This window comes from Sporosarcina beigongshangi (assembly GCF_033485195.1).
Lineage (GTDB): Bacteria > Bacillota > Bacilli > Bacillales_A > Planococcaceae > Sporosarcina > Sporosarcina beigongshangi.
Genome location: NZ_JAWLIR010000037.1, coordinates 38,637 through 61,591, shown reverse-complemented (window position 1 = coordinate 61,591; position 22,955 = coordinate 38,637). Strand labels below are relative to the sequence as shown.

Here is a 22,955-nt window from a genome sequence, read left to right as displayed (position 1 = left end):
GTAAACGTTTTACTTTACAAGTCTTTATCGCGTTATCCGCAACAATCTTTGCATTTTTCAATCCTTTCGTCCAAGTTTTCAAATTTTTTAATAGTTCACGTCTGTTGATTAGCTATTTACTTGTATAAATCATAGGTGAGCAAAGACTTGAAACTAGCTTGTTAACTGGATCATTTCCGGTTCGCTTTCGGCCAACTATTCAAGACATCATTACCGATAAGCAAGCATGGCTAGAAACGACTTCGTCATTTCTAGCCGCATCTTTTTCGGTCATCTTGTTATGAATAGTTGCCTGTCGCGTACCTTCCATGTTTAAGTGATAAATGCAGTTGCTTGGAAAGAAAAGAATAAATGTCTTTTTTAAAAGAGTGTAAGTGCCCGAAAATGCAATTTCGGACACTCTTGCACATTGTACAAGTTGTTCCTACTTTACTTTTAGCAAGCTTTATAGAAAATGACACTACCTAAAAATAAAAATGGAAAAGACCATGAGCAAGGCTTCGGCCGCCAAAATTTCATCTTTGGCGGCCCTCTCCAGTTAAGAAGCCCACTATTCGCACGTCCCCAAAAGCATTAGCACTTTATGTATCTGTGTTTTTGGAGAGCGACGGATGAACGACTACCATATGATTACCGAACAGAATGTATAGGGATGCGGCGAAGTCGCATCCCTATACATGAAAATAGCACGGATATTGTATAGAAGTCGTTCAATCTAAAGCGAACCAAAAGCAATTGAACATAGAGTACCTACTGTTTTATTAAGTTATTTTTGTTAATCAACAGACGTGATAAAATATATTTCAGCAAAGTAGTTTGAACATTCTCTCACGATGTAGTACACTCTACTTAATTAAATTAATTTATTAACTTTCGAGGAGGTTTATCTATTGAAGCCGGATTTATTTAAACAATTTCAAACAATTTTTGACAGTACTGAAATGCCACGTCTATTTTTTGCGCCCGGTCGCATTAATTTGATTGGTGAACATACAGATTATAATGGCGGCCATGTCTTCCCTGCCTCGATTTCATTTGGTACATATGCACTTGCACACAAACGAGGCGATCAAAAGTTACGCTTTTTCTCACAAAACTTTGCCCATACTGGCATTATTGAATGTGATCTTAGTCATTTAGCTTATAACGAAGCGCGTGACTGGGCGAACTTCCCTATTGGGATGATTAAGTTCATGCATGCAAGCGGATATTCCATTTCGGCAGGCATGGACATCTTATTTTATGGAGATATTCCAAATGGTGCTGGATTGTCCTCCTCTGCTTCAATTGAAATGGTCACAGGTGTCTTGTTGGAAGGATTATTTGACCTAGCCATAGATCGGGTCAGGATGATTCAGCTGGGACAGCAAGTGGAAAATAATTATATCGGTGTCAATAGTGGGATTATGGATCAGTTTGCGATTGGAAAAGGCAAAAAAGATCATGCCATCCTATTAAACTGCCAAACGTTAGATTACCAGTATGCACCTATCCTATTGGAAGACCATGTCATAATGATTATTAACACAAACAAACGACGAACTTTAGCTGGCTCAAAATATAATGAACGACGTGCGCAATGCGAACAAGCATTAAGAGACTTGCAACAGGAACTTTCAATTGAAAGTCTAGGTGATGTGACGAAGGAACAATTTGAACAACACAAGCATCTGATTCAGGATGAAACAAACCAAAGACGTGCAAAACATGCAGTCTATGAAAATCAACGAACACTAGAAGCCCTCCATCAATTACAGCAAGGTCATGTAGATGTATTTGGACAATTGATGAATGAATCACATCTTTCGCTTCAGCTAGATTATGAGGTGACCGGAATTGAACTGGATACAATCGTTCACGCCGCATGGCAGCAGCCCGGTGTGATTGGTGCTCGTATGACAGGCGCTGGTTTTGGCGGTTGTGCAATTGCCCTTGTTGAAAAAGATCAAGTGGAGAACTTTAAGAACATTGTCCATACCATCTACCGTCAAAAAACTGGCAACGAAGCAACATTTTACACTGCAGCAATCGGTGACGGTGCGAGAGAACTTACTGAAGGGGTGCTTTAAATGAGTGTACTAGTATTAGGTGGAGCAGGTTATATTGGGTCACATGCCGTTTATCAGCTATTGGACCAGCAACTGGATGTCGTAGTCATTGACAATCTTCAAACAGGACATAAAGAGGCTGTCCATCCTAATGCCAACTTTTACGAAGGCGATATTCGTGATATCGCCTTTATGCGCAACGTATTTGAAAGGGAATCCATTGATGCCGTCGTTCATTTCGCGGCTAATTCACTTGTAGGTGAATCCATGGAAAAGCCACTAGAGTACTTCGATAATAACGTCTACGGCACGCAGGTTTTATTGCAAGTGATGGAGGAATTCCAAGTGAAGAAAATTGTCTTTTCATCGACAGCAGCGACTTATGGCGAGCCTGAAGCAGTTCCGATTACAGAGGACATGCCTACTACCCCGACAAGTACTTACGGGGAAACTAAGCTGACGATGGAAAAAATGATGCAATGGTGCGAGCAAGCTTACGGCATTCGCTACGTGGCCCTACGTTATTTCAATGTGGCAGGTGCACGTGAATCTGGCGAAATCGGTGAAGATCATCATCCAGAAACACATCTTGTGCCAATCATTCTCCAAACAGCTCTCGGACAACGTACACATATTACGGTTTTTGGAGAGGATTATGATACTCCGGATGGTAGCTGTATACGCGATTATGTACATATAGAAGATCTAATTCAAGCACATCTTTTAGCTCTTCAGTACTTAAATAATAATGGAAGTAGTGATATTTTCAATTTGGGAAGCAATCAGGGCTTCTCTGTTAAAGAAATGATTGAAACAGCTCGCATAGTAACGGGTAAAGAAATCCCAACGCAATCAGGTGAGCGCCGTGCCGGTGATCCAAGTATTTTGATTGCGAGTTCTGAGAAGGCCGCTTCTCTATTAGGCTGGCAGCCAACACGGACTTCAATTGACAAAATCATTCAAGATGCTTGGAACTGGCATGTCCATCACCCGAATGGCTATCAAAAGGACGTGACAAGCGAATGATTTACCAGCAAATTACCGGGCTTATTCAGCAAGGGCTACAAAGCGAGCTGATTGAACAAGCCGACCAAGTATACGTCACCAACCAGGTTCTGGCCCTACTCCATCTCAAAGCAATGCCGGCACAAATTGAAGAACCAATAAACGATACAATTCCTAATTTACTTGAACAAATTATTACTTATGCTGTCGAACAGAATATCATTGAAAATGTTTTTGATGACAAAGAGATCCTATCCGCCAATATTATGAATTGCTTTGTGGCCAGACCATCTGTTATTCATGCAATTTTTCAAGAAAAATATCAACAGGCTCCACAACATGCGACAGATTATTTTTATGCATTAAGTAAAAATAGCAATTACATTCAGATGAATCGCATCCAAAAAAATATCCAGTTCAAAACTGAAACAATCTACGGTAAAATGGATATTACGATTAATATGTCGAAACCCGAAAAAGACCCTGAGCAAATTAAACGCGAGAGTCAATTAAAGCATACGGTTCATTATCCAAAGTGTCTACTATGCCTCGAAAACGAAGGCTACATGGGGCGGACGGGATATCCTGCTCGCGCCAATCATCGCGTGATAAAAATACCGCTTGTTAATGAAAACTGGTATTTGCAATATTCACCGTATGTCTATTATAACGAGCATAGTATTTTATTCGCTGAAGAGCATCGTGATATGAAAATTGGTAAAGCGACTTTTGAGCGTTTACTTCATTTTATCAGTAAGTTTCCACATTATTTTATTGGTTCGAATGCTGATTTACCGATTGTCGGAGGGTCCATTTTAAGCCATGATCACTATCAGGCTGGTAGATATGAGTTTCCAATGACGAATGCAGCAACAGCGTTCTCGTTTGAGCTAGACCATTTCACGGACATTTCGGCCGCTATTCTGGAGTGGCCATTAACGACCGTTCGACTGCAAGGGGATAATACCAAGTCATTGATTGAGGCGGCAGACCATATCCTCTCAACGTGGAAAAATTATAATGATGAGCAGGCGGGGATTAGCGCTTTCAGTGAAGATACACCACATAATACCATCACACCGATTGCTCGCATGCGCGACGAACAGTTTGAACTCGATTTAGTGTTACGTAATAATCGAACAACAGATGAGCATCCACTCGGTATTTTCCATCCACATGCCGATGTTCATCATATTAAAAAAGAAAATATTGGGTTGATAGAAGTGATGGGTCTTGCTGTTCTACCAGCTCGTTTAAAGGCCGAATTAGTAGAGATTAAAGCTTATTTACAGGCCCAACCAAATACTGTTGCCCCATACCATCAACAATGGGCGGACCAGCTAAAAGAAAAATATGGACTATTGATGGATGTCGAGCAAATTGACACTCTTTTAAAAAAAGAGCTTGGAGCTAAATTTGCTAAAGTTCTTGGGGATGCCGGAGTCTTCAAGAATCGTCATGCCTGTGAGCGTTTTATCAATAGTATTAATAAAAAGGCGGATTTTTAATGCATATAGATATACAAAGCACCATAAGTAATTGGAAAAAATTCACACTGACCAATCAACAAAACATGAGCGTCAGTTTGTTAAACTATGGAGGCATTATTACGACTATCAACGTTCCAGATCGCCACAATATTATCGAAAATGTTGTACTTGGTTTCAAAAACTTGGCCCACTATGCCCAGAACCCTAATTTTCTTGGCGCGATTATCGGTCGAGTAGCTGGAAGGATTCAAGAAGCCTCCTTTGCCATCGAAGGGCAAACATACCATTTAGAAGCGAATGAGGGAGCCCATCATTTACACGGTGGTGCTGGTGGATTACATCAAGTCATTTGGGCAGCTACCCCCTTTCAAACTGAGGATACGGTTGGAGTGTCCTTCACCCATACGAGCGTGGATGGGGAAGGTGGCTATCCAGGGACAGTGGAGAATGCCGTTACCTATACTTTGACCAATAACAATGAGCTTATTGTCGATTATTCAGCAACGTCGGATCAAGCAACCGTCCTGACATTGACCAATCACTCTTATTTTAATTTATCGGGAAATATGAAACGGACGATACACGACCATCTTGTAACAATCGCTAGTGATGAATTTATTGAACTCGATAACGAGTTAATTCCAACCGGTAACAAGCTAGATGTTACGCATACACCATTTGATTTCCGGACTGGGCGTCCAATTGTTGATGGGATTAACTCCACACATACACAAAATATCCTAGCAGGTCACGGTTATGATCATTATTTTATTTTGAATCCTAAGCAACAGGAAGCTATTCAGGTACAGGATGAAGTCAGTGGACGCGTAATGACGATTACGACCAACCAACCCGGTGTAGTGATGTACACAGCTAATAACTTGTCTGAAGGGCTTGAGTTAGCAAATGGCTTATCCAAACGGTATGACGGGATTTGCTTTGAAACACAGGCCTCCCCTGCTTCCCTGCATCATGAGGGCTTTCCAACAGTACGACTAGAAGCAGATGTCCCTTATCACAAGCAAACAGTGTTCTCATTCGGTGTAGTGAAAGAATAGATTACTCAATTTGAACATAACAAAAGCGCAAAATAGAACCTTCCTATTTTACGCTTTTTCTTTTGATAGCACTTTCATAAATGCTTCGTATGTCTTTACTTTAATTAACTTCTCGACAATTGAACTATCGTGAATAATCTCTCCTAGCAAATCGTACATTCCTTGTAAATCTTCTTGACTATTCTTTTTCACACTGAGTAAACAAATAAATTGCACTGGCTTATCATTCCACATAATAGGTTTGGCTAGTGTACAAACTGCTAGAAATGTTTTATCCGAATTGGGCGTTATCGGATGTGGGATAGCGACTAAATTTCCGAACGATGTTGGTGCAACTTTCTCTCGTTCGTATATTGCATCGAGAAAAGTCTGATCAACTAGTCCTTTTTCAAGTAACGTCGTATACAAAAATTCTAAAGTTTCTTCTTGTGATTCAAAACTTTTTGTTAAAAACATAAGCTCTTCTTGGAAAAAAGCGTTAAATTTATGATTTGTATGCACGATAAACTCTTCTATTTTCCTTATATCTGAATCCCCTAAAATAGCGTTAACGACAATAACAGGAACTGGAAGCTGTTCTTGAATAGGAATAGAGCTTACAATAAAATCAATATCCAGTAAATTATATTGACGCAGCTTATAATATTCAGTAGTGCCTACGAGCTCTAGCCCTTCTCCAAACTGATTTTTTAATTTGTAATAAATTAATTGTGCAGTCCCTAATCCGGAAGCACAAACAATTAAACATTTTTTTGGACCTATCTTCGATTTCCTGCGTTCAATAGCAGCCCCTAGATGGAGTGCAAGATAGCCTATTTCATTCTCATCAACCTCTATACCTAAATGCTCATTGATCATTGCTCCCGCAATAACTCCTGCTTCGAAAGCAAGTGGATAATTCTTTTTAATATCCTCTAGCATCGGATTTCTGACATTCATACCGTATTTATAGCGGTTAACTGCGGGCTTCAAATGTAGGCTTAACGCTATGATCAATTCCTTGTCCTCACAAACGCCAAGATTTAGTTTGGACTCAATCTTATCCAACATTTTCCCGACTATCTTTGAAATATCTTCCTCTACCACTTCTTTAATAATCTTATTAGTAGCATTCATTTGTAGTAAAATTTTCGTTCCGAGTAAGTGTAGTGCGATATAAGCCGTCTCTTCTTGAGGAAACTCAACTTGAAACTGTTCCTCAACTTTCCGAACGATTTCGCTAGCCACTTGGTATTCCTTTTGCTCAACTATTTCATCAAGATCTGTCTTGTATAGGTTAATGTGATATCCATCTTTTATTCTTTTATAAGCAATAGCCATATGAATAACTAAATTATTAATCGCTATATCTGACACAGTAATTCGATGAAAATTGATTTGACTAACAATAATTTCTAATAAAGAATCCAGTTCACTTTGCGATAACAACGAAAAGTGAGATCCGAATAATTGCTTCGCTTTCCCTTCTCTACGTTCAAATATATATTCAGCCATACAAAAACGAAGTTTTAACTCGTCGGCATTTACTTTTAATCCGTAATTAGGGCGTGCCTCTAATCGAATATCATACAATGACAACTTGTTTTTAACCTGGACTAGGTCATTTTGAATGGTTGATTTGCTAACGTACATTTCATCCGCTAAATCATCTAACTTGATGTATCTTTCGCTTAAAAGGAATCGTTTTATTAAATAAGTGACTCGTTCCTCCGGTAATTTAGGAATACCTTTTTCAACTGTCGACTCATCACCTGAAACCCTTTTTAAATAGTTACGAAATAACTGCTCATCTGTAATTCTTAATTTATACCCTTGCCCCATTATCGAATCAATATAAGCCCCATTACTGACAAGTGATAAGTCAAGGGTCTTTATATCTTCTCTTATTGTACGTGACGTAACCCGGTTTAGCGTCGCTAAATAGCTACCAGTAATTGGTGTCGACACAGCTACTAATTCTCGGAGGATCGTTTCTATTCTTAAGGTCAACATAAAGTCAACTCTCCTTACTCATGAAGCTAAAAGGGCTTTGACCTACAAGTAAGTCAAAACCCTTCCAAAGCTCATATTATTCACCATACCGCAGTGTTACGAAGCTTGGGAAACTTAATGAAAGTCATCCATTATTAGAAACCATTATTTTGAGATACTGTTTTAATCCAATGAGCACTCTTTTTTGGCGTTCTTTTCTTTGTTTCGATATCAACCGAGAAAAAGCCATAACGATTTTTATAGGCATTCATCCATGACCAATTGTCCATAAATGACCACATATGGAATCCTTGTACATTACACTGTTCTTCAATTGCTTTGTGTAACCATTTCAAATGCCCACTAATAAATTCAATTCGGTAATCATCTTGGACTTCCCCGTCGACTATAAACCGTGACTCGTCTTCAACACCCATTCCATTTTCAGCAATAAATGACTGGACATTTCCGTAGTTTTCTTTCAAGTTTATCATAATGTCATAAATACCTTTTTCGTATATTTCCCAGCCACGATACTTATTCATTTTCCTACCAGGCATTTCATAATTGTCGAAGAACCAATCTGGCATAAATGGACCTTCTGTATTTGGTAGATGTGCCTTCGCTTTTACTCTACGTGGTTGATAATAGTTTACACCAAGAAGATCGACAATCCCCGCTTTTAATAATTCCTTATCACCTTGTTGGGTCATTGGTAATTGATTGTGCTCTCTTAATATATCAATTAGTCCAGTTGGATATTCCCCTAATACCGATGGATCTAAAAAGCTTCGATTGAAAAATAAATCAGCCGCATAGGATGCTTGTAAATCAGCTGGACTCTCACTTCTCGGGTAAGAAGGCGTTAAATTTAAAACAATTCCAATTTGACCATCTTCAAATGCGAAAGTACGATAAGCTTTCACAGCTTGTGCATGCGCAATCATTGTATTGTATGCTACTTGGACTGCACGTCTAGCATCTACTACATTTGGGTAATGAAAATCGTACAAATACCCTCCCTCTACTGGAACAATCGGCTCATTAAACGTAAACCATTTCTTTACGCGATCACCAAATAAGTGAAAACACTTTTCAGCATATTCCGTATAGGCATCTACTACTGCTCTATTTTCCCAGCCACCAATTTCTTGTAGTTCCAGTGGCATATCAAAATGATAGAGAGTTACAAATGGCTCAATGCCATTGGCAATCAATTCATCAATGACTTGATTATAAAATTCAATAGCTTCAGGATTTACTTTTCCACGTCCCCCTGGAATAAAGCGAGACCATGAAATAGACATGCGAAATGTATTATGACCAATTTCTTTCATCAAACGAATATCTTCTTTATACAAATGATAAAAATCAGAAGTAGAGTCAGGACCAACATTATCGAAAAAACGATTCGGTTCGGTTTTATACCAATGATCCCAGATGTTTTGACCCTTTCCACCTTCATTTGCAGCGCCTTCTATTTGTGTTGCAGACGTTGCACTTCCCCACCAAAAATCTGTCGGAAATTTATATTGCATAGACATTCTATGACCTCCATTATTTATTGCGATAAATTTCAACAATTTCAATTGCTAAATCTCGAACAGTCATTGCTGTCATTAAATGGTCTTGTGAATGGATTAGCATCACTGTTATAGGATTTTCTTCACCACTTGCCTCTTTTTGCAGTAATTTAGTTTGATAGCTATGGGCTTTCCCCAACTCTTCTCCCGCTTCTTCAATGAGGCGGTCGGCTTCTGCAAAGTTCTTTTCCTTCGCTGCCTGTATAGCTTCCATCGAACTAGATTTTCCATTCCCAGCATTTAATATGATTTGAAATGCAATTTCTGTTATTTTATCCATAGGTTACTCCTTCTTCACAACAATTTTCAAAATATTGACTATACCTTACTTTATATGTCGAGCTAATGATGCAATTTCATCTCATATGAATCAATTTCATAATAAAGCAATCAATCCTAAAATACGAACAAGGTTGATTTCCGCTTCAGTCGGACGCTTTCCGCGGGCATGGCTTGAGCCAATCGAACAGCGTAGGGTTCGATTTGCCTTAATTTCTGCGTTCTTTTGCAGAAATTAAGGCATCCTACTCTCAACGCTTCGCTTTTGTTCGCAAAAGCCGTCCTCTGTGACGCCTTTCGCTACAATAAAAAAGATAAACACTTTTAATCGTTCGACTTTACTCATAGAATAAGCAATTATGAAATTAACTCATATATGTCGAGCTAATGATGCAATGCCATCTCTAGTGAAGGCGCTTTGGGGTAGGCCCCCAAAGCGCCAATCGTTTGTACAATTCTCCAGTTCAACATATATTGTAATTATTTACTAGCTTGTTCATTTTCATAGTATTTTTTGTCCATAATGCGTAAGAACGGCCACCAAATAACCATGACAATAAATAGATTAAAGGCTTGTAGTACTCCACCTTGCCATGCATTTCCTGTTGCAAGGAACCCATTTAAAATAGGTGGTGTTGTCCAAGGTACGATAATTCCTGCTGGTGGTGGAACTAAGCCTGTTGCCATGGCAAAATACGTAGTTAATGTTACAACAACGGGTGCTACTAGCCATGGAATCACAACTAAAGGATTCAAAATGATAGGTAGCCCAAAGATAATTGGTTCGTTTACATTAAAGATACCTGAAGGTGTTCCTAATTTAGCTAATTCCTTCAATTGTCTACTTCTACCAATTATGAAGATTAGAATAATGACAGCTAATGTCATACCTGATCCACCCATTCCAACTAGGAATGAATCAATGAATTGTTTTGTAATAATATTCGGTAATTCTGTTCCAGCCTGGAATGCAGCTAAGTTTTGTTCATTCAATGTATACCAAATTGGATCGAATACAGAGTTCACAATAATTTGGCCATGCAAACCAAAGAACCAGAATACTTGGATGAGCAGTACTGCAATAATCGTAGCAGGTAATCCACTTCCTAGGACGGTTAACGGCCCTTGAATAACAGTGTAGATAAAGTTCTGTACTGTTTCAAATGTAGTATAACTGAAAAGGATTCGGATTATTAAAAATGCTGATAATGTTAACGTAACTGGAATTAATGCACTAAATGATTTTGCTACGGCACCAGGAACACCCGGTGGCATTTTAATTGTCCATTCTTTTTTAACAAAAAAGCGGTACAGTTCTGCTGAAATAAAGGCTGTAAATATCCCCAAAAACATCCCCTGCGCTCCTAGACTTGCAGTCGGAATAACACCTGAAACACCGTCTAAAACTTGTGGTGTCATAATAAGTACAGAGGCTAATGCAATCACACCACCATAAATCGCTTCTCCTTTGTAGTGTTCGGTTAATTTATAACCAATACCGACAATAACAAATAGTCCCATCAAACTTAGTGTTGCTGCTGAGGCTGGCCCCAATGCATTTTGATAAGCCGTTAGTGCCTCTGCACTTATCACTTTATCAAGAAATGGAAGATTTGCAATGACAACAAATATCGATCCAAAAATAATCAACGGCAGCGCTATCATAAATCCATCACGTAATGAAGTTAAATAGCGGTTATTATTTAGTTTATCAGCTATTGGTAATAAGAATCTTTCTAAAAAACTCATAAATTTATTATTTTCCATTCTATTCTCCCCTTTGTCTATTAGATTAGTTACCAATCAATTCTAGCGCTCTATTCAACACTGCTTCTCCATCTAGTCTGCCGTACGCTAGCGTATCAATGACTTCTAACGGTATTCCTACTTCTTCCGTCACTTTCGAAAACTTGTTTTTCAAAAAACGCATTTGCGGACCAATTAATAAAACATCTGCCTTTTCTATTTCCTTCATCGCCTTGTCCTGTGAGACTGCCCAAATATTCACTTCAATTCCTTTGTCCTTCGCAACCTCCTCCATTTTCTTTACGAGTAAGCTTGTTGACATGCCTGCTGAACAAGCTAGCAATATATTTTTCATCTGTAGCACCTCTCTTTCTTTTGTATGATTAGTTGAACATACTTTGATTATAGATTGTGAACGCTTACAACTACACATACTGTTTTTCCATTACGTGGAGGAAAAGAGTAAGTATTCAAATTTTAAAGTTGCCAATGAAGGGCTACTATGACACAATAATAACGATTCATAATTCTAAAGCAGTATTTATTTACTAAGATAAGGGGGATTGCACGATGAGATTTGGTATCATCGGAACGAATTGGATTACAGATCGATTGATTGAGGCAGCTAACGCGCATCCTGAATTTAGCATTGGTGCAATTTATTCAAGAGCCGAGGAAACCGGCAAACGTTTTGCAGATAAATACGGAGTCAAAAATGTCTATACTGATATGGAAAAAATGTTTCAAAGTGGGGAAATCGACGCTGTTTATATTGCATCACCAAATCTTTTCCACGCGGAGCAAAGTATTCTTGCTATGAAAAATGGCATTCACGTCCTTTGTGAAAAGCCTGCGGTAACATCCGTAGATGAAATGGACGAAGTCATTCAAGCTGCGAACGAGTACCAAACAACATATATGGAAGCAATGAAGTCAACTGTTACACCGACGTTTCTCAATTTAAAAAAGCATTTGCATAAGATTGGCCCACTCCGTCGATTTGTATTTCATTACAACCAATATTCTTCACGTTATGATAAATACAAGGATGGAATTATCGAAAATGCCTTCAAACCCGAGCTTGGCAATGGTGCGAGAACAGATTTAGGCGTCTACACAATTGCACCGTTGATGCATTTAGTCGGTGAGCCGAATTCTGTGCAGAAAAATGATTATTTATTATCTACTGGTGCGATTGGCCAAGGAAGTATAATTTTGGGCTATGATCAATTTGAAGCCGTTCTGATGTACTCTAAAATTACAGATTCCTATTATCCAAGTGAAATTCAAGGAGAAAATGGTGTGGTTGAGATTGATAAAATCAGTGATCCGAGTCAGATTGTCATCAAATATCGCGACGGACAAACTGAGGATATTTCCGTTCAACATGAATATGATTCCATGTATTATGAAGTAGAGGAATTTATTGCTTGTGTGAAAAATAAGCAGATTGAATCTACGATTAATACACATGCGATTTCTCGCAGTGTGGCAAAATTACTGGCTCAATAATCATCTTGGATAACAATAAAAAAGTCGTTGTGTATGATTGTTAAACTCATACACGACGACTATTTAGATTGTGCAACTGTCATTCAATCCTTACACTATTTCCTGTCTCCGCCGCTTCGATAATGCTCAAGACTACTTTTAACGAGGCTAATGCATCTAGTCCAGTAACAATTGGCTCTTGATTCAATCGAACACTGTCGATGAATGCATCGATGACGCCACTATTCATTTGGTTATCATTCGTCTGGATTGTTTCAAGTTGGTAGTTAATCCTTTCACCACTATTCGTAATCACTTCAATTTGATAGGTAGGATTATTATAAATCTTTAGTATGCCATTTCTGCAGTAAATCGTCGTGCTATTATCTTCTTCACCATAATATGTCCAAGAAAAGGTTGCTGTGCCGATTCGTCCTCGTTTCGTTTTTAATAGACAGACCATATTGTCACATACTTCTATTGGATTTCCGTCTATATCTACTTTATCGAGTGCTCCTTCCATAGCACTTACTTGTTCAATTTCATCGTCTAATAAGTATTGCAGTAAATCAATTTTGTGGATGCCTAAATCACCTGCCACACCAAAACCCGAACGATCTTTTTTAAAGAACCAAGTGGAGTTTGTTTTATTGACCCCCCATTTCTCCGGTCCTGAATGTCCGAATGTAGTTCTAAAGGTGAGCACATCACCTAATTGGTTTTTCTCTATTATTTCCTTTGCCATTTGGTGTGCGCGAGTTAAACGCTGATTATGATCTACCATCAGCTTTTTTCCTGATAAACGTTGAGCTTCGATTATTTGCTCAGCATGCTCAACTGTTAAAGCAATCGGTTTTTCACATAATACATGCTTGCCACTTAGTAATGCTTGCGAAGAAAAAATATAATGGGATTCGTTTGATGAGCAATCACTAATTACTTGGATTGTCGGATCATTCAGTAGGTCCTCTACTGTATCTGCTACACTTCCCCCAAATAGATCGGCAAGCACTTGTGCTCGCTCTCTATTTCTATCATAAAAAACAATCTCACTTACATAAGGATTTGCTTCATATTCCGGCGCGTGACGCAGTTTAGCGATTGAGCCACATCCAATAATCCCAGCTTTTATCTTCAATTGAATCGCTCCCCTCTTACTCTCTCTTTTGGAATACGACCGCAACAATAATAATCAACCCTTTTACAAAGCCTTGAAGATGCGGAGAAACATCCATTAAGTTCATCATATTATTTAAAATACCTAAAATGAGCACACCAAAAAATGTACCAATAATCTTCCCTCGGCCACCTGTCATTCTTGTCCCCCCAATAATAACAGCAGCTATTGCATCCAATTCATAGGACATCCCAGAACTAGAGGAGGAAATAGAGTTTAAACGTGATGTTTCGATAATTGCGGCTACACTTACTAACAGCCCCGCCAAACTATAGACTCCAATTTTTACACGATCCACTCTAATTGCTGATAAAAGAGTTGCTTTTTCATTACTCCCAAGGGCATATGCATAACGTCCGAAGCGTGTTTTGTGCATTAAAATATAAACGAGTGCAGTCATGATTAAGAAAAAAATGATTGGATATTGAATAATCCAAAGCTTACTGTTAGCAATAAGGGTGAAGTTGGATACCTCCCCTGAAATACTACCTCCATTTGCTATGTATAAGGCAATTGAACGTGCTGCCGCCATCATGCCTAATGTAGCAATAAACGAAGCAATTTTACCTTTAGCGACCATTAAACCATTTAGAAAGCCTGCAAAAATCCCTACTGCGAATGCAACTAAAATGGCGATTAAAATGCTACCCGAGGCATTTAATGCGAGTACAGTCATAACACCTGTTAGCGCAAGAACGGAACCAACCGATAAATCAATCCCGCCTGAAATCATGACGACCGTCATACCTAATGCGATAATCCCAATGATTGAAACTTGCATTAGTATATTAAATTGGTTATTAATATCGAGAAATCGAGGACTTATAATAGACGCAGCTATAAAAATAATTAGAAAAGCTATAATTACGCTATACTCTGACCATAACCAAGACAGTCGGCTGCGTAGATTGGACTTTTCGGATAGTTGATCATGTTCTTTTAATTCGACATTAGCCAATGGTATCGAACTCCCTCTTTGAGCCAGTAGCATAACTCATAATTTGGTCCTCTGAAGTTTCTTCCCCTTTGAATCGAGCTGTAATTTCACCTTGGTACATCACGTGCACATGATGACAAATTTTCAAGATTTCTGGAACTTCAGAAGAAAGGATGATGATGCCTTTTCCTTGTTCAGCCAAACTGACAATATGCTGATAAATTTCTCGTTTAGCACCAATGTCAATCCCTTGAGTCGGGTTATCAAAAATCAGGATTTCTGCATTCACCTCGAGCCATTTTGCAATAATAACTTTTTGTTGATTACCCCCACTTAATTTATCAATCGTGATTTTAGGATTGTGTACTTTAATATTCAATTGTTGTTTGTACGACTGGAATTTTTGTTGTTCTCGTTTCTCTTGGATAAAACCAGACTTCTCAAAGTGCCCCATAGAAGATAGACTCATATTGTGCAAGACGCTAAGGTCTTTAATAATTGCATTTTCTTTTCTATCTTTTGGGACAAATCCTAAACCTGCTTCTACTGCTTTACTCGGATGATTGATTTTTACGCGCTGATTATTTATTTTGATCTCACCTGTATATTTTTTCCGATACCCAAATATACTTTCAAATAGCTCGGTTCTTCCGTCACCAGCCAGACCTGTAAAACCAACAATCTCACCTTTTCGTACTTGAAAGTTAATATTTTTAAACAACCTGCCACTCGAAAGATTGTTTACTTCAACTAGTATGGGGCCTAATGTATGCGCTTGTGTAAACCGGTCTTCTGAAACTGATTTTCCGACCATTAATTTTGTAATCGTATCGAGACTTTCACCTTTTATATAGCCGCTTCCAACTACTTCCCCATCACGTAATACTGTATAACGATCACAGATTTGCTGAATTTCCTTCAGTTTATGGGAAATATAAATAATTGAAACTCCTGAATCCTTCAGACTTTTCATCAACGAAAATAAGCGTTCAATCTCATGATCAGCGAGCGCTGACGTCGGCTCATCCATAATAATCAGCTTGGACTTGTGCAGCAAAGCTTTGGAAATTTCAATTAATTGCTTGTATGAGGTATCTAAGTTTCTTACGTATTCTTTAGGGTTAATATGAACTCCAAGCTTGGCAATAATCTCGCGTGTCTGCTTACACATTTCCTCTACCTTTAGAAAGCCGAGTGGAGAACAAAGCTCCGAGCCCAAAAACATATTTTCATAGACTTTCAAATCTGCAACGACATTTAATTCTTGGTGAATGAAACTGATGCCCAATTGTTGAGACATTCTAGGATTTATCATTTTTACTTTGTCACCGTTAATCTCAATTACTCCATTATCCGGCTGATGAACGCCACCTAATATATTCATCAACGTCGATTTTCCTGCACCGTTTTCGCCAAGTAAAGCGTGAATTTCACCTTGTTCCACTTGTAAAGATACACCCTTTAATACTTGAACATCCTGAAAGGACTTTTCAATATGGTTCATTGTTAATAAAGAAGAATTCGACATATGATGCTCCCTCCCATCTATAAATAATAGGAACAACTAGTGTTGGCGCCTTACAAGGGGTTGCCCTAGCTATAGACTAACGGTGAAGCTAGGCACCCCTTGCGCCAAAGTGGGTTGAATAAATTCTTTATTTCGAGTCGAATATTTCGTTAAAATTTAGATTCTGGATCGTAATAGTCATCGACATTATCTTTCGTTACTTGTGTAGCGTCAATGATGACCATTGTTTCTCCTGGATCTTCACCCTTCGCTATTTGCCCAGCAATCTTAATCCCGTCCATGACCATTGTTGGAGAGTATAAAAATGTAGCCTTTATTAAACCATCCTCTTTCATATTGGTGAAAACTTCCTTAGCTCCAGCTGCACCTGTTATGAATTGGATATCCTCACGACCAGCTTCTTTTATCGCTTGAAGTACACCTAGTGCCATTCCATCATCCTGGGTGAAAACAGCATCTATTTCTGGTTGGGCTTGCAATATATTTTGCATTACCGCTAATGATTTTTCAGTTGAAAAATCTCCACTTTGCGAAGCAACGATTTCAATACCTGGCTCCCCTGCCATAGCTTCTTTAAATCCTTTACCACGTTGTTCCGTTACAGAGCTTGGAGGACCCGTAATTTCAACAACTTTTCCTTTACCGTTTAATTGTTCAAGGAAGTATTTACCTGCATTAACGCCAATTCCTTCATTATCACCCTTTACAACGACGGTAGCAGCATCATTTTCTAATTCCCTGTCAATAATAACTAATGGAATACCAGCATCCTTTATTTTTTGACCAATTGGAGTTAGTGCCGCCGATTCAATCGGAAGCATCACAATGACATCTACTTTTTGGGCAATAAGATCGTCAATATCATTGGCTTGTTTATTTGGATCTGCTGCATTCGTCATGACGTAGTCAATTCCGTCACTTTCTTTCAGCTCTTTCGCCTGCTTTTCGGCACTATCGATAAGTGCACCCATCCAGCCATGCGTCGCAGATGGCAAAGAAATCCCGATTTTAAGATTTCCTTCTCCACTATCCCCACTGTCACTACAAGCTGATAAAACTACTGCTGTTAGTAAGGCTACACATAAAAAGATTAATTTTTTCAACAAAATCCCTCCTCTTATTTTATAGGCTCTCCCAAAATGTAATCGATATCATTTACAATTTAAGGTTAGCGCTCTAGCATTAACTATTCTTGTTTAATACCAGAGCGCTAATCTTAGTAACTTCTATCCTGATGTAGATCCACGAATCACCAATTCATGATCTAAAATCACACTTTCTACTCGTTCTCCTTTTATCATTTTTATTAACATGTTAGCGGCGGTTGCTCCCATCTGATACATCGGTTGGGCAATTGTTGTTAACGTAGGATGTGTCATATTTGAAAAATCAATTTTGTCGAATCCGATGATGGCAATATCATTTGGGACATTCAACCCCATCGCATTTATTTCTTTTAATGCCCCAATGGCTAGTAAATCGGATACAGCAAAAATGGCAGTCGGTCGATCTTCCATTGCTAATATTTTCTTCATCGTTTGCTGACCGTAGTCAAATCCTATCCCTTGATTATGATAGATATAGTCTTCTTTTACTTGAATACCATGTTGTTTTAACGCTTTTTTATATCCCATTTTACGTTGTCTCGCATATAAATATGTTTCATCAGAATTAATTAACGCGATTTTTTCATGTCCAAGTTGAATCAAGTGATTGACTGCTTGATATGCAGCCCCTTCATTATCTATTGTTACGTAAGGAATACCGCTATCTTCCGAGTATTCACTACATTGGATAATCGCATGCTGCTCAGCTAATTTGGTCAGAGTCTCTATATTGACAGCTGGATCCATCGAAATAATGCCATCAGCCATCTTCTTTCGAACCAGATTAAAATAAATATCTTCCCTTGCAGAACTAGAATCCGTTTCACATAAAAGAATATTATGATTATGTTGAATTGCTGTACTCTCTATACCTTTAATAATTTCGAAATAAAATGGATTTGAAATCTGTGGGATTAGAATTAATAGTAATCGACTTTCCGAATTTCTTAAGTTCCGCCCCAGCATACTCGGTTCATAATTTAATTTTTCGATTGCAATTTCTACCTTCGTCCTCGTTTTAGCCGTCACAGAATTTTGTCCATTTAAAACCCTTGAGACGGTCGCTACAGATACTCCTGCTTCTTTTGCAACTTGCTGAATGTTCGCCATCTTGATTGTCCTACTTTCTCCAAATGTAATCGATTACATTTTGAATGATAGTATATTAGAAATAATCTGTCAAGTGTTCCGAAATAAGTTGCAAGCCTCACTATAGTCGATAGTAATTAAAGAATTACTATTAAAGTAAATTTCATAATAGAAAAATTAAGAGGATAATACGAACAATGTTGATTTCCGCTTCAGGTGGACGCTTTCCGCGGGCACGGCTTCAGCCTCCTCGTCGTTTCACTCCTGCGGGGTCTTCAGCTCGCGCTGTTCCCGCTGGAGTCGCCACCTTACACTACAATCAACGAGAGTAATCCGTCATATTGACGAATAATAAAATCTTGAAAGTTTAAAATCGTTCGTCTTTACTTGTAGAAGAAGCAATTATGAAATTGACTCATAAAAAAGTTATGCAGTATGAGTTCAATCTTCATACTGCATAACTTTTTTAGTTCGAAAATCTTTAATAATGAATCAAAACTGTATGGCCTTCCCTGTTTCTGCCGACTCGTAAATGGCGTTGACGATTTTTTGAATGATCAGTCCTTGCTCCGGTGTGCTTAATGGGGTCGTCCCTTCCAAACAACACGCTACAAATTGGTTAATTTCAAGTTGATGTCCATTTGTTTCTGGTAAATAAGCGGGTGTACTATCAATAAGTGCATTGTATTTCTCCTGATAAATTTTCAAAGGAAAAATGTCTGCGCCGCCTTTATTGCCCATCAAAGATACTTGCATCGTATCATCCTTTTCAACATTTGCGGCAAAAGCGGCCTCCAATGTTAATGTGGCTCCATTTTTGAACGTCACCATCCCCACAGCCATGTCCTCGACTGTATAATTTTCATGATCCCACTCACCGAGTAGCCCAACACCTTTTTTATGGCCAATTTGCTGATGCGTTTTTCCTAACACAAGGTCAGGCTCTGGATACCCCATGAGATAGAGGGCAGTATCAAGCATATGTACGCCAATATCGATTAATGGACCTCCGCCTTGTAACTCCTTATTCGTAAATACTCCCCAGCCTGGAATTCCTCTTCTGCGAATTGCGTGGACACGCGCAGAGTAAATATCGCCCATTTCTCCGGCATCGATAAATGATTTTGCAATCTTCACTTCAGGCCGATAGCGATAATGGAAGCCGTACGTTAAAATTTTACCTGCATTTTTCGCTGCCTTGACCATTTGTTCAGCTTCTTCCACAGTCATCGCTGGCGGTTTTTCACACAGCACATGACAGCCTGCCTTAAGTGCCGCAATTGTCGCTTCCGCATGAAATTTATTTGGCACGCAAACACTAACGGCATCTAACTTGACTGTTGCGAACATTTTTTCATACGAATCAAAGACATGTGGAATCGCAAATTCCTTTGCTACTTCCTGTGCCCGTTCAATCGCCACATCAGCAATCGCAACAATTTCTACCTCATGCCCACTATTTAAATAGCTTGGGATATGTACACTACTAGCAATTCCACCAGCACCAATGATTCCTACTCTTAATACTGTCATACAGAACACTCTTTTCGTTAGTAGATTAAACTTACTTAAAAAAATTGTGCAGTATGAATTTCTCGCTCATACTGCACAATTTTTCTCAAACCTTTACACCCACCACATATCCGCAGACTGATCCTTGATCAACACCGATTTCAAATTCGTTACGGCGCGTGAAAATCCTTCATCAATCGACATCAATGGATCCTCATGCTCAATGCTGACCACATAATCATAGCCATACGTTCGGAGAGCACTCATCATATCCGACCATTCCTGGATACTATGCCCACAGCCAACTGATCTAAATGTCCAAGCACGTGTTTGTACATCCCCATAAGGCTGCATATCTGTTAAACCATGCATGTTGACATTATCCTGATCAATAAACGTATCTTTCGCATGGAAATGGTGGATGGCATTCTCTTTGCCTAAAATTTTAATTGCGGCGACTGGGTCAATCCCCTGCCACCATAGGTGACTCGGGTCTAAATTGGCTCCGATGGCAGGTGAAGTTGCCTGTCTTAATTTCAACAGCGTATATGGTGTGTGCACAGAAAAACCACCATGTAGCTCAATGCCAATTTTGACGCCATGCTCTTCCGCAAACTTCCCTTGTTCTTTCCAATAAGGAATCAGCTTTTCTTCCCATTGCCAATTATAAATATCCGAGTACTCGGTTGGCCACGGTGAGGTTGGCCAATTTGGTTGCTTGGAATCCTCATGAGCACCTGGTGTTCCTGAAAATGTGTTGACGACTGGAACGCCTAGTAGTTGTGCTAATTTAACCGTCTTAACGAATATATCATGCGCTTCCTGTGCTACTTGTTTGTCAGGCGACACAGGATTTCCATGACAGCTGAATGCGCTAATGGTCAGCCCGCGAGACTGCACTTTATCCAAATAGTCCTTACGCTTGTCTTCACTAGCTAATAACTCATCAACATTACAATGCGCATCTCCTGGATAGCCACCCGTTCCAATCTCAATTGCTTCCACACCTGCATTTTTCACATGATCCAGCATTTCTTCAAATGACTTTTCTGCAAATAAAACTGCGAACACACCTAGTTTCATAAATGATGCCCCCATCCGTTATATTTTAGCGAACTGCTTTGTCTCCATTGATGCCAATGCAGCTAGAATAACCTCTAGCGATTTCATGCCTTCTTCTCCATTAATCAGCGGCTCTTTGTTTTGAACAATTGACTCTACAAAATGCTCAATAACATGCGTCGTCGTTTGTCCCCCTTCTGCATTCGACTGGATTGCACCTAAGGCGTAATTTACGACTTCCCCATTTTTATATTGGACGATTAGTGAATAGTCTGGATCATCCTCTAAACGTAATATAGCATGTTCACCGTAAATAATCGTTGAATTATCCTCCTTTGCTGTGTAAGCCCAGCTTGCTGCTAGTGTACCAATCACACCACTTGCAGACTTTAAAATGCAAACTGCATTGTCATCGACATCCGCATTTTCTTTCGCGCTCGTTTCGATAAAACCGGCAACCTCAACAAACTCTTCACCAAGCAAATAGCGGAGCAAATCAGCCTTATGTACACCAAGATCACCCATCGCACCTATGAAAGCCTGCTCCTTTTTAAAGAACCAGCTATTTACACCGTCTCTACTCCATTGCTCAGGTCCTCCATGACCAAAAGCAGTTCTAAAGCTATAAATCTTCCCGATTTCTCCGCTGGCAATTAACGCTCTCGCCTTCGCATGTGACGGAACAAATCGTTGATTATGCGCAATCATCAGCTTTTTATCATTATTTTTTGCCGCTTGAATCATCGCTTCTGCTTCTTCTTTGGATGTCGCCATTGGCTTTTCACATAAGACATGACAGCCTGCTTCTAAGGCTGCAATGGATACGGGTGCGTGTAAATAGTTCGGTAAGCACACACTAACCGCATCGATTTGTTCAATTTCAAGTAGTTTTTTATAATCTGTATACGCTGTCGCACCGTATTGCTGAGCTACCTCTTGTGCTCGTTCTTCAACAATGTCACAAACCGCAACTATTTCTACGGCTGAATGATTTTCATATTCGCCTAAATGCCTAAATTGCGCAATGCTTCCGCAGCCAATGACTGCAACACGTAAAGTTGTCATTTTCCCCACTCCTAATAGTGTTATTCGTTGTAATTTGCTATTTTTTCTAACGGCTTTGCTTTGCCGTACATAGGTGTTGGCGTATTCGAATTTGCAGACCATTTCACTGCATTGCGAATGACCGTTTGCACATCCTCATTATGATAGGTCGGATACGTTTCATGTCCTGGACGGAAGTAGAAAATCTTTCCTTTACCACGCTTAAATGTGGCTCCACTTCTAAAGATTTCTCCACCTTCAAACCAGCTGACAAACACTAATTCGTCGGGTGCTGGAATATCAAAATGTTCCCCGTACATTTCTTCTTTTTCGAGTTCGATATACTCGCCAATTCCCGCTGTAATCGGATGACTCGGTTCGACGACCCATAGACGCTCTTTCTCATCCGCCTCACGCCATTTTAGGTCACATGTTGTCCCCATTAACGTTTTGAAAATTTTGGAGAAGTGTGCAGAATGTAAGACAATGAGTCCCATGCCTTCCAGCACGCGCTTCCTCACTCTCGCTACGATTTCATCATCCACTTCATCATGCGCAAGATGTCCCCACCAAACGAGTACATCCGTGGTTTTTAGCACTTCTTCCGTTAAACCGTGTTCTGGCTCATCTAGCGTTGCTGTTGTTACCTGATTATTATCTTGGCGTAAAAAGTCCGCAATCGCTCCGTGAATCCCTTCCGGATAAATTTCAGCGACAACTGGATTTTTTTGCTCATGGCGATTTTCATTCCAAACGACAATATTCAAATTGAGTTCCTCCTACTTGGGTTGCACGAATTTAAGCAATCGGTTGCATTTTTGAATAAAAT

At 39.2% G+C, this 22,955-nt stretch carries 19 protein-coding genes; 5 read left to right on the top strand and 14 right to left on the bottom strand.

The genetic code is table 11. The features are described from left to right. Window positions 1-890: 890 nt before the first annotated feature. From R2B77_RS14955 to R2B77_RS14940, 4 genes are read left to right on the top strand one after another with little or no spacing between them, the layout of a single operon-like run. Window positions 891-2,069, top strand: coding sequence for a galactokinase (locus R2B77_RS14955; protein ID WP_203248883.1), 1,179 nt, complete (start codon window positions 891-893; stop codon window positions 2,067-2,069). Further along, complete coding sequence (gene galE, locus R2B77_RS14950; protein WP_203248884.1) at window positions 2,070-3,074, top strand: UDP-glucose 4-epimerase GalE; 1,005 nt, start codon at window positions 2,070-2,072, stop codon at window positions 3,072-3,074. Continuing rightward, window positions 3,071-4,561, top strand: a complete 1,491-nt coding sequence (gene galT, locus R2B77_RS14945) for a UDP-glucose--hexose-1-phosphate uridylyltransferase (RefSeq protein ID WP_203248885.1) — start codon at window positions 3,071-3,073, stop codon at window positions 4,559-4,561. The genes galE and galT overlap by 4 nt, the downstream gene beginning before the upstream one ends. Beyond that, the gene (locus R2B77_RS14940; protein WP_203248886.1) at window positions 4,561-5,601 is read left to right on the top strand and encodes an aldose epimerase family protein; all 1,041 of its coding nucleotides are present in this window, start codon (window positions 4,561-4,563) and stop codon (window positions 5,599-5,601) included. Before galT ends, R2B77_RS14940 begins: the two co-directional genes overlap by 1 nt. A gap of 48 nt (window positions 5,602-5,649) precedes the next feature. On the opposite strand, the gene R2B77_RS14935 is transcribed toward R2B77_RS14940, so the two are convergent. The 5 genes from R2B77_RS14935 to R2B77_RS14915 all read right to left on the bottom strand — a co-directional run bounded on the left by R2B77_RS14935 (window position 5,650) and on the right by R2B77_RS14915 (window position 11,613). Further along, window positions 5,650-7,593, bottom strand: a complete 1,944-nt coding sequence (locus R2B77_RS14935) for a BglG family transcription antiterminator (protein WP_203248887.1) — start codon at window positions 7,591-7,593, stop codon at window positions 5,650-5,652. A gap of 134 nt (window positions 7,594-7,727) precedes the next feature. Further along, a complete protein-coding gene (locus R2B77_RS14930; protein ID WP_203248888.1) occupies window positions 7,728-9,116 on the bottom strand; it encodes a glycoside hydrolase family 1 protein in 1,389 nt (462 codons plus the stop codon). A 13-nt stretch (window positions 9,117-9,129) separates the two neighbouring features. Beyond that, window positions 9,130-9,435 carry a PTS lactose/cellobiose transporter subunit IIA gene (locus R2B77_RS14925; RefSeq protein ID WP_203248889.1) on the bottom strand — a complete coding sequence of 102 codons (306 nt, stop codon included), beginning with the start codon at window positions 9,433-9,435 and terminating at the stop codon, window positions 9,130-9,132. A 479-nt stretch (window positions 9,436-9,914) separates the two neighbouring features. Then, window positions 9,915-11,201, bottom strand: a complete 1,287-nt coding sequence (celB, locus tag R2B77_RS14920) for a PTS cellobiose transporter subunit IIC (protein WP_203248890.1) — start codon at window positions 11,199-11,201, stop codon at window positions 9,915-9,917. A 25-nt stretch (window positions 11,202-11,226) separates the two neighbouring features. Further along, window positions 11,227-11,613: a PTS sugar transporter subunit IIB gene (locus R2B77_RS14915; RefSeq protein ID WP_203248891.1), complete on the bottom strand. Its 387-nt coding sequence runs from the start codon at window positions 11,611-11,613 to the stop codon at window positions 11,227-11,229. A 137-nt stretch (window positions 11,614-11,750) separates the two neighbouring features. Between R2B77_RS14915 and R2B77_RS14910 the strand changes: the two genes are divergently transcribed. Continuing rightward, window positions 11,751-12,692, top strand: coding sequence for a Gfo/Idh/MocA family protein (locus tag R2B77_RS14910; RefSeq protein ID WP_203248892.1), 942 nt, complete (start codon window positions 11,751-11,753; stop codon window positions 12,690-12,692). A 79-nt stretch (window positions 12,693-12,771) separates the two neighbouring features. Here R2B77_RS14910 and R2B77_RS14905 read toward each other — a convergent pair whose 3' ends face one another. From R2B77_RS14905 to R2B77_RS14865, 9 genes are all read right to left on the bottom strand, one after another. Continuing rightward, window positions 12,772-13,809, bottom strand: coding sequence for a Gfo/Idh/MocA family protein (locus tag R2B77_RS14905; protein WP_203248893.1), 1,038 nt, complete (start codon window positions 13,807-13,809; stop codon window positions 12,772-12,774). A 16-nt stretch (window positions 13,810-13,825) separates the two neighbouring features. Beyond that, window positions 13,826-14,806: an ABC transporter permease gene (locus R2B77_RS14900; protein WP_203248894.1), complete on the bottom strand. Its 981-nt coding sequence runs from the start codon at window positions 14,804-14,806 to the stop codon at window positions 13,826-13,828. Further along, window positions 14,799-16,313 carry a sugar ABC transporter ATP-binding protein gene (locus R2B77_RS14895; RefSeq protein WP_203248895.1) on the bottom strand — a complete coding sequence of 505 codons (1,515 nt, stop codon included), beginning with the start codon at window positions 16,311-16,313 and terminating at the stop codon, window positions 14,799-14,801. The genes R2B77_RS14900 and R2B77_RS14895 overlap by 8 nt, the downstream gene beginning before the upstream one ends. 149 nt (window positions 16,314-16,462) lie before the next feature. Next, window positions 16,463-17,416, bottom strand: a complete 954-nt coding sequence (locus tag R2B77_RS14890; RefSeq protein ID WP_203248896.1) for a substrate-binding domain-containing protein — start codon at window positions 17,414-17,416, stop codon at window positions 16,463-16,465. A gap of 123 nt (window positions 17,417-17,539) precedes the next feature. Next, window positions 17,540-18,529 carry a LacI family DNA-binding transcriptional regulator gene (locus tag R2B77_RS14885; protein WP_203248897.1) on the bottom strand — a complete coding sequence of 330 codons (990 nt, stop codon included), beginning with the start codon at window positions 18,527-18,529 and terminating at the stop codon, window positions 17,540-17,542. A 471-nt stretch (window positions 18,530-19,000) separates the two neighbouring features. Beyond that, the gene (locus R2B77_RS14880) at window positions 19,001-20,041 is read right to left on the bottom strand and encodes a Gfo/Idh/MocA family protein (RefSeq protein WP_203248898.1); all 1,041 of its coding nucleotides are present in this window, start codon (window positions 20,039-20,041) and stop codon (window positions 19,001-19,003) included. Window positions 20,042-20,134: 93 nt separating this feature from the next. Beyond that, window positions 20,135-21,103 carry a sugar phosphate isomerase/epimerase family protein gene (locus R2B77_RS14875; RefSeq protein ID WP_203248899.1) on the bottom strand — a complete coding sequence of 323 codons (969 nt, stop codon included), beginning with the start codon at window positions 21,101-21,103 and terminating at the stop codon, window positions 20,135-20,137. An 18-nt stretch (window positions 21,104-21,121) separates the two neighbouring features. Beyond that, on the bottom strand, window positions 21,122-22,147 hold the full coding sequence (locus R2B77_RS14870) for a Gfo/Idh/MocA family protein (protein WP_203248900.1): 1,026 nt from the start codon (window positions 22,145-22,147) through the stop codon (window positions 21,122-21,124). A 20-nt stretch (window positions 22,148-22,167) separates the two neighbouring features. Continuing rightward, window positions 22,168-22,893 (bottom strand): ThuA domain-containing protein, encoded by a 726-nt coding sequence (locus R2B77_RS14865; RefSeq protein ID WP_203248901.1) that lies wholly within the window; start codon window positions 22,891-22,893, stop codon window positions 22,168-22,170. Between the last annotated feature and the right edge of the window lie 62 nt (window positions 22,894-22,955).